This window comes from Methylobacterium oryzae, from assembly GCF_036441375.1.
Classification (GTDB): Bacteria; Pseudomonadota; Alphaproteobacteria; order Rhizobiales; family Beijerinckiaceae; genus Methylobacterium; species Methylobacterium oryzae_A.
The window spans coordinates 130514-142505 of sequence record NZ_MLCA01000016.1; the positions used below are offsets into that span (position 1 = coordinate 130514).

The 11992-nt window shown below is 72.0% G+C and carries 11 protein-coding genes; 5 read left to right on the forward strand and 6 right to left on the reverse strand.

What is annotated here, in order from left to right; genetic code table 11:
* The first annotated feature begins 16 nt into the window (after window positions 1-16).
* Window positions 17-1453, forward strand: a complete 1437-nt coding sequence (pyk, locus tag MOTC310_RS29795) for a pyruvate kinase (protein WP_331292229.1) — start codon at window positions 17-19, stop codon at window positions 1451-1453.
* Window positions 1454-1523: 70 nt separating this feature from the next.
* Here pyk and MOTC310_RS29800 read toward each other — a convergent pair whose 3' ends face one another.
* From MOTC310_RS29800 to ubiG, 6 genes are all read right to left on the reverse strand, one after another.
* On the reverse strand, window positions 1524-2540 hold the full coding sequence (locus MOTC310_RS29800) for an alpha/beta fold hydrolase (protein WP_331304367.1): 1017 nt from the start codon (window positions 2538-2540) through the stop codon (window positions 1524-1526).
* Complete coding sequence (locus MOTC310_RS29805) at window positions 2537-3148, reverse strand: tetratricopeptide repeat protein (RefSeq protein ID WP_331304368.1); 612 nt, start codon at window positions 3146-3148, stop codon at window positions 2537-2539. The genes MOTC310_RS29800 and MOTC310_RS29805 overlap by 4 nt, the downstream gene beginning before the upstream one ends.
* Before the next feature lie 139 nt (window positions 3149-3287).
* Window positions 3288-3413, reverse strand: a complete 126-nt coding sequence (gene ykgO / locus MOTC310_RS29810) for a type B 50S ribosomal protein L36 (protein ID WP_003601867.1) — start codon at window positions 3411-3413, stop codon at window positions 3288-3290.
* A gap of 175 nt (window positions 3414-3588) precedes the next feature.
* Window positions 3589-4209 carry a PAS domain-containing protein gene (locus MOTC310_RS29815; RefSeq protein WP_331304369.1) on the reverse strand — a complete coding sequence of 207 codons (621 nt, stop codon included), beginning with the start codon at window positions 4207-4209 and terminating at the stop codon, window positions 3589-3591.
* A gap of 133 nt (window positions 4210-4342) precedes the next feature.
* The gene (locus MOTC310_RS29820; RefSeq protein WP_331304370.1) at window positions 4343-4915 is read right to left on the reverse strand and encodes a YbhB/YbcL family Raf kinase inhibitor-like protein; all 573 of its coding nucleotides are present in this window, start codon (window positions 4913-4915) and stop codon (window positions 4343-4345) included.
* Between the two features lie 46 nt (window positions 4916-4961).
* Complete coding sequence (gene ubiG, locus MOTC310_RS29825; protein WP_331304371.1) at window positions 4962-5723, reverse strand: bifunctional 2-polyprenyl-6-hydroxyphenol methylase/3-demethylubiquinol 3-O-methyltransferase UbiG; 762 nt, start codon at window positions 5721-5723, stop codon at window positions 4962-4964.
* 215 nt (window positions 5724-5938) lie between these two features.
* Between ubiG and MOTC310_RS29830 the strand changes: the two genes are divergently transcribed.
* The 4 genes from MOTC310_RS29830 (at window position 5939) to prmC (ending at window position 11839) form a co-directional block, all read left to right on the forward strand.
* Window positions 5939-7174, forward strand: a complete 1236-nt coding sequence (locus MOTC310_RS29830) for an aspartate kinase (RefSeq protein WP_331292218.1) — start codon at window positions 5939-5941, stop codon at window positions 7172-7174.
* Window positions 7175-7363: 189 nt separating this feature from the next.
* Window positions 7364-9625: a phosphoenolpyruvate--protein phosphotransferase gene (gene ptsP, locus MOTC310_RS29835; protein ID WP_331304372.1), complete on the forward strand. Its 2262-nt coding sequence runs from the start codon at window positions 7364-7366 to the stop codon at window positions 9623-9625.
* Between the two features lie 220 nt (window positions 9626-9845).
* Window positions 9846-10931 (forward strand): peptide chain release factor 1, encoded by a 1086-nt coding sequence (gene prfA, locus MOTC310_RS29840; RefSeq protein ID WP_331304373.1) that lies wholly within the window; start codon window positions 9846-9848, stop codon window positions 10929-10931.
* 23 nt (window positions 10932-10954) lie between these two features.
* Window positions 10955-11839, forward strand: coding sequence for a peptide chain release factor N(5)-glutamine methyltransferase (gene prmC / locus MOTC310_RS29845; RefSeq protein WP_331304374.1), 885 nt, complete (start codon window positions 10955-10957; stop codon window positions 11837-11839).
* Window positions 11840-11992 lie beyond the last annotated feature (153 nt).

The following is an 11992-nucleotide window of genomic DNA, read 5'->3' on the forward strand; positions in this document are numbered from 1 at the left end:
AACCGGAGGAATACGCTTGAAACGGTCACGCCGCACGAAGATCGTCGCCACCCTCGGTCCGGCCTCCGATTCGCCGGAGATGATCGAGCGGCTGTTCCGCGCGGGCGTGGACGTCTTCCGGCTCAACATGAGCCACCTGCCGCGCGAGAAGCTGCCCGAGAAGGTGGAAGCGATCCGCACCATCGAGCGCGAGGCCAAGCGGCCGATCGGCATCCTGGTCGACCTGCAGGGGCCGAAGCTGCGGCTCGGCACCTTCGCGGAGGGCGCCGCGATGATCGAGGCCGGCGCGACCTTCGTGCTCGACGGCGACCCGACGCCGGGCGACGCCGCCCGCTGCCACCTGCCCCATCCCGAGATCCTCGAGGCGCTGGAGCCCGGCCACGCCATCCTGCTCGACGACGGCAAGCTGCGGCTGACCGTGGTCGAGACGTCGCACGACCGGGCCGTGACCCGCGTCGAGGTCGGCGGCCGGATCTCCAACCGGAAGGGCGTGTCCCTGCCGCACACCGTGATCCCGGTGCCGGCTATGACCGACAAGGATCGGGCGGACCTCGATGCCGGCCTGAATGCCGGCGCCGACTGGATCGCCGTGTCGTTCGTTCAGCGGCCCGAGGACGTGGCCGAGGTGAAGAAGGTCTGCGCCGGCCGCGCCCTGGTGATGGCCAAGATCGAGAAGCCGCAGGCGCTGGCCCGCCTCGACGAGATCATCGAGATCTCCGACGGGTTGATGGTCGCCCGCGGCGATCTGGGCGTGGAGATGCCCCTGGAGCAGGTCCCGGGGGTGCAGAAGCGCATCACCCGCGGCGCCCGGCGCTACGGCAAGCCGGTGGTCGTGGCGACCCAGATGCTCGAATCGATGATCACCGCGCCGGTCCCGACGCGCGCCGAGGTCTCGGACGTCGCCACGGCGGTGTACGAAGGGGCCGACGCCGTGATGCTCTCCGCGGAGAGCGCCTCGGGCGCCCACCCGATCGGGGCCGTGGAGACCATGAACCGCATCGCCGAGCAGGTGGAGCGGGACGCGATCTACTGGTCGATCATCCGGGCGCAGAGCGCGACTCCCGACGAGACGGCGGCCGACGCCATCGCGGCGGCGGCGCACCAGATGGTCGACGCGCTGAGCCTCGACGCGATCATGGCCTGGACCAATTCCGGCTCCACGGCCCTGCGCCTGTCGCGCGAGCGCCCGAACGCCACCGTGATCGCGCTGACGCCGCGGCGCGAGACCGCCCGCCGCCTCGCCCTGGCCTGGGGCACGCACCCGATCGTCACCAAGGACGCGAGCGACGTGGACGACATGTCGTTCCGCGCCGCCAAGTTCGCGGTGCGCGAGAAGTTCGCCGCGGTCGGCGACCGGGTGATCGTCGTGGCCGGCCTGCCCTTCGGCACGCCGGGCGCCACCAACCTCGTGCGGCTGACCTTCATCACCCGCGAGCACGCCGAGAAGGCGTGACGGGGCGCCCGCGCTTCGGGTTCGCCGGAGCGACTGCGGAAACGGCAGGCGGGGCGGGTCGCCGGGCGTCTCAGTGCGCGGCGGCCGGCTCCGGACCGGCCGCGCCCGTCGCGCCGGCGAGCCGGGCGATCTCCTCGGCAACGCGTTCGGCGGCCACGTACTGGAGCATGTGGCCGATGCCCGGAAGCAGGACCAGCCGCGCGCCGGGTATCGCGCGCGCCAGCGGCACCGCCTGCGCGTCGGCGCGGACGATCGGGTCGGCCTCGCCGGAGATCACCAGGGTGGGAACGCGGATCGCGCCGTAGCGCGGGCTCTGCGCCGCGAGGGCGCGCGACAGGCCGAGCAGGTCCTGGACGTTCGCGAGCAGCGTCGCTGGCCGCAGGACCAGGTCCGACCGCGCCCGTTCCGGGTAATCCGCCTGCGGCGGTTGCGGCTGGAAGACCCGGCGCGCCGCCTCGGGTAAAAAATGCCGCGCGATGGGCGGCCCGACCGTCCGGCTGAGCAGCCACGCCACCGGCGGGGTGACGGCGAGCCGCCAGTACCAGGGCAGGTCGGGCATCCGGTCCGGCATCGGCATCGCCACCGGCGCCGCGAGGGCGAGCGCCGAGACCCTTTCCGGATGATCCAGGGCGAGGGCCAGGGCCAGGGCGCCGGCCCAGGAATGCCCGAAGACGAGCGCCGGGCCGACGCCCATGCGGTCCAGCGCCTCCGCGATCAGACCGGCCTGCACGGAGGGGGCCGCGGCGTCGCCGCCGTTGATCCGGTCGCTCCAGCCGAAACCCGGCCGGTCGAAGGCGATGACCCGGAAGCCCCGGGCAGCGAGCCGGCGGCCGATCCCCTCCATGGGATCCGACGCGTTGGCCGAGGCGCCGTGCAGGAGCACCACGGGCGGCCCGTCGGCAGGGCCGTCCTGCAAGGTCGCGAGCCGCCCGCCGGTGACCGCGACGAACGGGCCCGCGGGCGGGTTGGCGTCTCCGACCCGGAGCGTGATGACCAGGGTCGCCAGCGCGCCGGCTGCCAGGACGAGCCCGGCCAGAGCGAGGGGCAGCGCCAGCACGGCGATGAGGACGGCGGTCACCCGGGTCACAGGTCGCGGCCGTCGACCTCCGGAGTGAGACGGTTGATCGCCTCGCCGATCTTCTCCATCTGCGGGTAGAGCGTCCGCGCCCGCCGGAAGGCGGCCAGGGCCCGCGCCTTGTCGTCGAGCGATTCGTAGATCCGGCCCATCGCGGCCCAGGCCTCGAAGTGGCGCGGCTCGAGCACCAGGGCCCGCTGGAGGTCCGCGAGGGCGTCGTCCTTGTCGGACAGGAGCCAGAACACCGTGGCGCGGCGGTTCCACCCCTCCGACCAGTTGGGCTCCAGGGCCGTGACGCGGTCCATCAGCTCCGCCGCCAGGGGGAAGTCGTGGGCGGTGACGGCCTGACGGGCACGGTCGGTGAGCAGGTCGACGGTCGGGCTGCCGGATCCGGCCATCCGCCGCTCGATGAGCCGGGCGATGCCCTTCGACTCCGCCGGATCCTCGCTGACGCGCAGGCGGGCGAACAGCTCGTCGAGGCTCGGCGGCTTCGGCGCCGGCTTCGCCTCGGGGGCCGCGCGACCGGGACGCGCCGTCTCCGGTGCCGCCTGCGCCGCCGGCATTCCGACGGCGAGGGCCGACAGGCAGACCAGGGCGGCGATGAGGCGGGTCGGCATCATGTCGCCAGACTGTGCGCCGGCCCGGCATCCGTCAACGTGCCGCGGTGCCGCGCGCATGCGGAAACGGCCGCGCCCCGTCGGGCACGGCCGTCCCATGTTCGCTGCCGTCCGTCCCGGCTCGCGCCCGGGCGGCGCAGCCTCAGCCCTGGCGGGCCTTGAAGCGCTTCTGGGTCTTGTTGATCACGTAGACCCGGCCCTTGCGGCGCACGAGCTGGTTGTCGCGGTGGCGGCCACGCAGGGACTTGAGGGAGTTGCGGATCTTCATCGGTCTCTCGAGCCCGGAGGGCCGTCCATGTGATAGGGTATCGGGAACGTGGTCACGAGGCAGGACGCGCGATCGCGTCCGGCGATCACGGCTCACGCATCGCGGGATGGCGCGGCCATATCAGGATTCGCCACCACAAGGCAAGGCGCAGCCGGCCTCGCCGGGGCGGCCCGGCTCAGTGGACGCTGTCGAGATCCGGCATGGCCGGCGCGAGCACGAGTTGCCGGCCGATCTCGTGCAGCAGCACGTCGAGCAGCGGCTTCAGGCGCTCGAAACCGGGACGCGGCAGGCCGTCCTCGGCCGCGGTGTACAGGGCCAGCGCCATCTCGGCGATTCGGTCGATCCCGCCCGCCGCCACGTCCGTCGCGCAGAAGGCGGCCTCGTCGAGGAAGCCGTCGCGACCGCACTCGGTGACGTCGATGACGATCCCGTGGGCCTCGCTCACCGAACCCTCGGCGTTCCGGATGTAGCGGCCCCGGGCCAGCACCCAGCGGATCTCGCCCGGCGCCGGGACCGTCCGGTACTGCGCGATGTACAGGCCGCCCTGCCGGCGCAGGTCGTCGATGATCGACCCGATCCGCCGCTGATCGTCCGGGTGGATGCGTTTCAGGAACTCCGCGAAGGTCGTTCCGCGGTCGCCCTTGGCGCGCGGGAGACCCAGCATCGCCGCGGCGACGGCGTCACACCGGAGGACGTCGTCGGCGATGTCCCAGGTCCAGGTCCCGACATCGGACACAGCGAGCGCGCGCGCCACGCTGCTGCCGCCCCGCCGCTTCGTGCGAACGTCGACGCCCACAGGCTCGATCTCCAGCCATTTTCAGTCGGTCTGCCCAGACGACTTTAGTGGTCGACACAATACTGAGATCACGAATGCGGCACAACGCGCGGCATCAGCGGGGCAGAGCTGTATCCCGGTGGTGACCGCTCCATCAGGAACGATGGTAAACGCCGGTCAATGTGCCCTTGGCGAGGACCCGCCCGCGCATGGCCTCGATCAGGGCGCCGCGACCCGGCGCCTCGGCCAGAGAAAGGGGCTGCCGCAGCGCGTAGAGCTGGAAGACGTAAGCATGCGCGCCGTGGCCGGTGGGCGGGTCCGGCGGGAGCCATTCCGGGCGCAGGAAGCTGTTCCGGCCGAGCGGCAGGCCGGCCCCGGCGCGGCCGGGACTGGGCAGCGCGCCCTCCGGCAGCTCGGCCGGCTCCGGCGGAATCGCCCAGGCGATGAGGTGGACCAGCGGCCGGGGCGTCGGGCTTCCCGCATCCTCCACCAGGAGGACCAGGGCGGCGGTGCTGTCCGGCAGCCCACGCCATGCGAGGGGCGGCGACACGCCCGCGCCGTCGGCCGTGAAGCGGGCCGGCATGTCCGCCCCGTCCGCGAAGGCGGAGCTCGACAGCGTCACGCTCTCGGGAACATCGGAAAAGTCGGCGCGCGTCGCCGTCTTGTCCAGGCCCGCCTTCAGGCCCGACAGGGCCTCGCCGACCACACCGGGTACCTTCTCGAGCATCGCCGCGTCCTCCGCCGCGACGCCAACGGCGCGGGACGCGACCCGTTCACGCCGAACGCTCGGCCGCGACCATATAGTTCACCGCACTGTCGCGGCCGGTGCGCCATCCGTCCGTGAGGGGGTTGTAGACGACCCCTACCGTGTCGGTGACGTCGAGTCCCCCGGCCCGGATGGCGCGGGCGAATTCGTCGGGGGTCACGAATTTCTGCCAGTCGTGCGTGCCTCGCGGCAGCCAGCCGAGCACGTACTCGGCCCCGACGATGGCGAGCGCGAAGGAGCGCAGCGTCCGGTTGAGCGTGGCGCCGAACAGCAGGCCGCCCGGCTTCACGCCCGCGCAGGCGGTCCGCACGAAGGCGCGCATGTCGGAGACGTGCTCCACAACCTCCATGATCAGCACCGCGTCGAAGCGCTCGCCGCCGGCGACCACCGCCTCGATCGTCTGCCCGCGGTAATCCACCGGCACGCCCGCCGCCTCGGCATGGGCCCGGGCGACCGCGATGTTCTGCTCGGCCGGATCGAGCCCGGTCACCCGGGCGCCGAGCCGGGCGAGGGGCTCCGAGAGGACGCCGCCGCCGCACCCGACATCGCAGATCGTCAGCCCGTCGAGGGGGAAGGGGGCCCTCGGATCGCGGCCGAACCGCCGGCACAGGGCGTCGCGGATATAGGCGAGCCGGACCGGGTTGAACCGGTGCAGGACGCGCATCGGGCCGGTCTCGTCCCACCACGTGGCGGCGAGCGCGTCGAAGCGCGCAACCTCGCCGCGGTCGACGAACCCGTCCGTGAACCGGTCCGTGGCTGCCCTGTCCATGCGCGTTCCGTCCTCTTGCCGGCGGGCGGGATGCGCCGCGCCGCGTCGTGCCCGCGCTCTAGCATGGGGACCGGCCGGAAGTCGCCGCGGCGCGCGGGCGCCATGCCTGGCCGGTTGTTGACACTCCCCCGAGCCGCTTGTACCCGCCGGGCACCGTCCGGACCGAGCTGCAGCGGTCCGTCCAATCGCCACCGGGAACCTGCGACCGAGAGACCATGCCCCGTCTGGTGATGAAATTCGGCGGCACCTCCGTCGCCAACGTCGACCGTATCCGCAACGTGGCGCGCCACGTCGCCCGCGAGGTCGCGGCCGGTTACGACGTCGCCGTGATCGTGTCGGCCATGTCGGGCAAGACCAACGAACTGGTCGACTGGGTCAAGGACGCGAACGCGCTCTACGATCCGCGCGAGTACGACGCTGTCGTCGCCTCGGGCGAGCTCGTCACCGCGGGTCTCCTGGCCATCGCCCTCCAGAAGGACGGGATCAAGGCCCGCTCCTGGCAGGGCTGGCAGATCCCGGTCGTGACCTCGGACGCGCACGGCTCGGCCCGCATCGCCGAGATCGACCCGAAGAATCTCGAGGCGGGCTTCGCCAAGGGCGAGGTCGCGGTCATCGCCGGATTCCAGGGCGTCCATGCCGAGACCGGCCGGGTGACGACGCTGGGCCGCGGCGGCTCCGACACCTCCGCGGTCGCGGTCGCGGCCGCGATCGGGGCCGAGCGCTGCGACATCTACACGGACGTGGACGGCGTCTACACCACCGATCCGCGCATCGTCCCGAAGGCCCGCCGCATGGAGCGGGTGACCTTCGAGGAGATGCTGGAGATGGCCTCCCTGGGCGCCAAGGTGCTGCAGGTCCGCTCGGTGGAACTCGCCATGGTTCACCGTGTGCCGACCACGGTCCGGTCCTCCTTCGATCCGCCGGACGCCGCGCGCCCGGGCACCCTCATCTGCGACGAGGACGACATCGTGGAACAGCAGATCATCACCGGGATCGCCTTCTCCCGGGACGAGGCGCAGATCACCCTGCGCAAGGTCAAGGACAGTCCGGGCGTCGCCGCCGCCATCTTCGGGCCGCTGGCGGACGCCAACATCAACGTCGACATGATCATCCAGACCGTGTCGGGCGACCAGTCGACCACCGACATGACCTTCACGGTGCCGGCCTCGGAGTATCAGCGGTCGCGCGCCATCCTCGACGAGGCCCGCACGCAGATCGGCTACGCGCAGATCGAGGGCGCCACCGACGTGGTGAAAGTGTCGGCGATCGGCGTCGGGATGCGCAGCCACGCGGGCGTCGCCGCCAAGGCGTTCCGGGCCCTCGCAGAGAAGGGAATCAACATCCGCGCGATCACCACTTCGGAGATCAAGTTCTCCGTGCTGATCGACGCCGCCTATACGGAGCTTGCCGTGCGCACGCTTCACTCGCTATACGGCCTGGATCAGGCCTGAGCCTGGGACGACGCGGGTTCAAGCGGGGCGCGTGGTGTGAACTGAACAGTCACGGGCCGATCCGCCGTTTCCAGAGCGCCTCTGGGACCAGCGGTCCGGTCCATCCGGCGCCGGCCGTCCCGGGCTTGGCGCCAAGGTTGCAGGGTGGTCGACGCCAAGGCCACTCACCGACGCTGGAACGACGAAAAGATGCCCGCTGCGCCCGGAGGCCCGCGCCTGCTGCTGCGCCGCCTCCGCGAAGCGATGGCGGAGCCGGTCAGCCCCCAAGCGCGACTCGACCGCATCGTCGTCCTGATCGCCGCGAACGTCGTGGCCGAGGTCTGCTCGGTCTACGTGCTGCGCGACGACAACACCCTTGAATTGTTCGCCACCGAGGGCCTGAACCGCGAGGCGGTCCACCAGACCCGGATGCGCACCGACGAGGGCCTCGTCGGCCTCATCGCCCGCACGGCCGAGCCGCTCTCCCTGTCCGACGCCCAGAACCATCCGGCCTTCTCGTACAGGCCGGAGACGGGCGAGGAGGCGTACCACGCCTTCCTGGGCGTGCCGCTGCTGCGCGCCGGCAACACGCTCGGCGTGCTAACGGTCCAGAACAAGACCTACCGCGTCTATTCCGAGGAGGAGATCGAGGCGCTCCAGACCACCGCCATGGTGCTCTCGGAGATGATCGCCTCGGGCGAGCTGGAAGGTCTGGCGCCGGACGCCGGCACCGCGGCCCGCCGGCCGGTCCTGGCCCGGGGCATCGCCCTCGCGGACGGGATCGGCCTCGGCTACGTGGTGCTGCACGAGCCCCGCGTCGTGGTGAAGACGCTGATCGCCGAGAATGTCGAGCGCGAGGTCGCGCGCCTCGACGCGGCCATCGAGGAGGTGCGCTCGGCGATCGACGCGCTGGTGGAGCGCGGCGACCGCATCGGCACCGCCGAGAGCCGGGAGGTGCTCGAGACCGTCCGGATGTTCGCCCACGACAAGGGCTGGCTCCGGCGGATGCGCGAGGCCGTGGCCTCGGGCCTCACCGCCGAGGCCGCCGTGGAGCGGGTCCAGTCGGATAACCGCGCCCGGATGATGCGGCAATCCGATCCGTACCTGCGCGAGCGGCTGCACGACCTCGACGACCTCGCCAACCGCCTGCTGCGGACGCTGATCGGCTCCGAGGCGGCCGGGGCCGTCGTGCTGCCCGAGAACGCCATCCTGGTGGCGCGCACCATGGGGCCGGCGGCGCTCCTCGACTACGAGGCCTCGACCCTGCGCGGCATCGTCCTGGAGGAGGGCGGCCCGACCAGCCACGTGGCGATCGTCGCCCGGGCTCTGGGCATCCCGGCCGTTGGCGAGGTGGAGAACGCCACCGCCCTGTGCGACGCGGGCGACGCCATCATCGTCGACGGCGTGGCCGGCGAGATCCATGTCCGGCCCGGGCCCGAGGTCGAGGCCGCCTACGCCGAGATGGTGCGGCTGCGCGCCCGCCGGCAGGAGCAGTACCGGGCGCTGCGCGACGTCCCGGCCCAGACCCGCGACGGCGTGCGCGTCGGCCTGCACCTCAATGCCGGCCTGCTGGTGGATTTCAGCCACCTTCAGGAGACGGGCGCCGAGGGCGTCGGCCTGTTCCGCACAGAGCTCCAGTTCATGGTCGCGCAGCGCATGCCGTCGGCGGCCGAGCAGGAGGAGCTGTACCGCAAGGTCTTCGCCGCCTCGGCGGGCAAGTCCGTCACGGTCCGCACCCTCGACATCGGCGGCGACAAGATCCTGCCCTACATGGCCAAGCTCGAGGAGGAGAATCCGGCCCTGGGCTGGCGGGCGATCCGCATCGGCCTCGACCGGCCGGCCCTGCTGCGCATGCAGCTGCGCGCCCTCCTGAAGGCCGCCGACGGCGACCCGCTCAAGATCATGTTCCCGATGGTCGCGACGGTGGACGAGTTCGTGCGCGCGCGCGGCATCGTCGAGCGCGAGAAGGCGTACCTGAAGCGCCACGGCTACCGGCTCCCGACCGATTGCCGCCTCGGCGCCATGATCGAGGTGCCCTCGCTCCTGTTCCAGATCGACGAGATCGCCCGGGAGGCCGATTTCCTGTCGGTGGGCTCGAACGACCTGATGCAGTTCCTGTTCGCGGTCGATCGGGAGAATCGGCGGGTCGCCGACCGGTTCGATCCGCTGAGCGTCGCGGCGCTCCGCGCCTTCCGGCTGATCGCGGAGCGGGCCAACGCGGCCTCGTGTCCGGTGACGGTCTGCGGCGAGATCGGCGGCCGGCCCCTCGACGCCATGGCGCTGATCGGCCTCGGCTACCGGCAGCTCTCGATGTCGCCGGCCGCCATCGGGCCGGTCAAGGCGATGGTGCTCAGCCTCGACGCGGGCGCCGTCGCCGCGCTCATCGACGCGGAGATGGCGCGGATGCACGACGGCGATTCCCTGCGCCCGGTGCTCACGGCCTTCGCGCACGCGCACGGCATCCCTATCTAAGCGCGTACGCGACCCTTGCCGAACATTCGGCCGGGGTTGTACGGCAACGCCACGACGATTTCGGTCGACGCGCCGCGGATTCCGCTCTCGGACGGACGAGGCGTGGATTTGGGGGAGGTCCTGCCGGGTCACAAACCCTCCAAGCCACGCGTCTCCGCCCCCGAGGCGAGACCCGCGCCCGGCCCGGAACGGCACGCGCAGACCTGCAGAAACACGGGCGATGATCCCCTTTCCAACCGAGCGCCTCGACGCCATCCTGGCGCGGCACGACATCGTCACCGCGCAGCTCGCCTCCGGCGAGATCGATCCCGAGACGGTGGTCCAGCTCTCCCGCGAGCTGTCCGACCTCGACCCGGTGGTGGCGGCGATCCGCACCTACCGCGCGGCCCTCGAGAATCTGGCGGGCGTCGAGGCCCTGATCGATGAGCCGGGCACCGATCCGGAGATGCGGGCGCTCGCGGCCGACGAGAAGCCGGAGGCGCAGGGGGCGCTCGAAGCCGCCCACCGGGACCTCCAGCTGCTCCTCCTGCCGAAGGACGCCGCCGACGAGAAGAGCGCGATCCTCGAGGTCCGCGCCGGCACCGGCGGCGACGAGGCGGCCCTCTTCGCCGGCGACCTGTTCCGGATGTACGCGAAATACGCCGAGTCCAAGGGCTGGCGCGTCGAGGTGATCTCGGAGAGCGAGGGCACGGTCGGCGGTTTCCGCGAGGTCGTGGCCGAGGTGAAGGGACGGGGCGTCTTCGCCCGCCTCAAATACGAGAGCGGCGCCCACCGGGTGCAGCGGGTGCCCGACACCGAGACACAGGGCCGGATCCACACCTCCGCCGCCACCGTGGCGGTGCTGCCCGAGGCCGAGGAGGTCGACATCCACGTCAACGACGCGGACCTGAAGATCGACACGATGCGGGCCCAGGGCGCGGGCGGCCAGCACGTCAACAAGACGGAATCGGCGATCCGCATCACCCATCTGCCGACCGGCATCGTGGTCTTCGTCCAGGAGGAGCGGTCGCAGCACAAGAACCGGGCCCGCGCCATGGCGCTCCTGCGGGCGCGGCTCTACGACGCCGAGCGCAGCGCCAAGGATTCGGCCCGGGCCGCAGATCGCAAGGCGCAGGTCGGCTCCGGCGACCGCAGCGAGCGCATCCGGACCTACAATTTCCCGCAGGGCCGGGTGACCGACCATCGGATCAACCTGACCCTCTACAAGCTGGAGGAGGTCATGGCGGGGACCGCCCTCGACGAGGTCGTCGACGCCCTGATCACCGAGCACCAGGCGGAGCTGCTGGCCGCCGAGGGCATGGCCTGAGCCGCGCCGCGATGCCGGACTCGATGCAGGATCTGTCCCGCCGCGAGGCGCTGCGCGCGCTGACGGCCCGCCTGCACGCCGGCGGCATCGCCGAGGCGGCGGGCGACGCCCGGTTCATCCTGCTCGGCATCCTCGGTCTGGAGACCCGCGACCTCCTGATCGAGGGACACCGCCGCGTCGGCGCGGACGCGGCCGCCGCCCTCGACGCGGCGCTGACCCGGCGGCTCGCCGGCGAGCCGGTCGCCCGCATCCTGGGCGGCTGGGAGTTCTGGGGTCTGCCGTTCCGGCTGGGTCCCGACACGCTCGTGCCGCGCCCGGACACCGAGATCCTGGTGGAGGTCGCGCTGGCGGCGCGGCCCGACCGCGCGGCGCCGCTTCGTTTCTTGGACCTCGGGACCGGAACGGGCTGCATCCTGACGGCCCTCCTGTCCGAGAGGCCGCGGGCCACTGGTGTCGGTCTCGACCGCTCGGAGAGCGCCTTGCGCGTCGCCCGGGACAATGCTGTCGCCAACGGCGTCGGCGACCGAGCGCGCTTCGTCGCCGGCGACTGGTGCGACGCGCTGCAGGGCCGTTTCGACCTCGTGGTCTCGAACCCGCCCTACATCGCCAGCGACGTGATCGGGACCCTGGAGCGCGAGGTCCGCGGGCACGATCCGGCCGCCGCCCTCGACGGCGGCGCCGACGGCCTCGACGCCTACCGGCGGATCCTCGACGGCGCCGGCGCGCGGCTCGGCCCGGGCGGCCTGCTCGTCCTGGAGATCGGCTACGATCAGGCGGCGTCCGTGACGGATCTGGCGCGCGCCGCCGGGTATCGCGAGCAGGGATTGGCCCGCGACCTCGCCGGTCATGACCGGGTCCTGAGTTTCGACAGGCCGGAGGGCCTTTTTTCCGGCCACAGGGATGCCTAAGTCTGGGTCGACCATCCCGGCACCGAAAAATTGCTTGTTGCATCAACTGGGGAACGCTAGAGTCAGCTTGAAGATCGCGAACCGTCCGTTAAGACGGACGGCTGTAAGGTCGGAGGTGACCACGGGTCGCCGATTGGTTCGCTGATCCCCCTA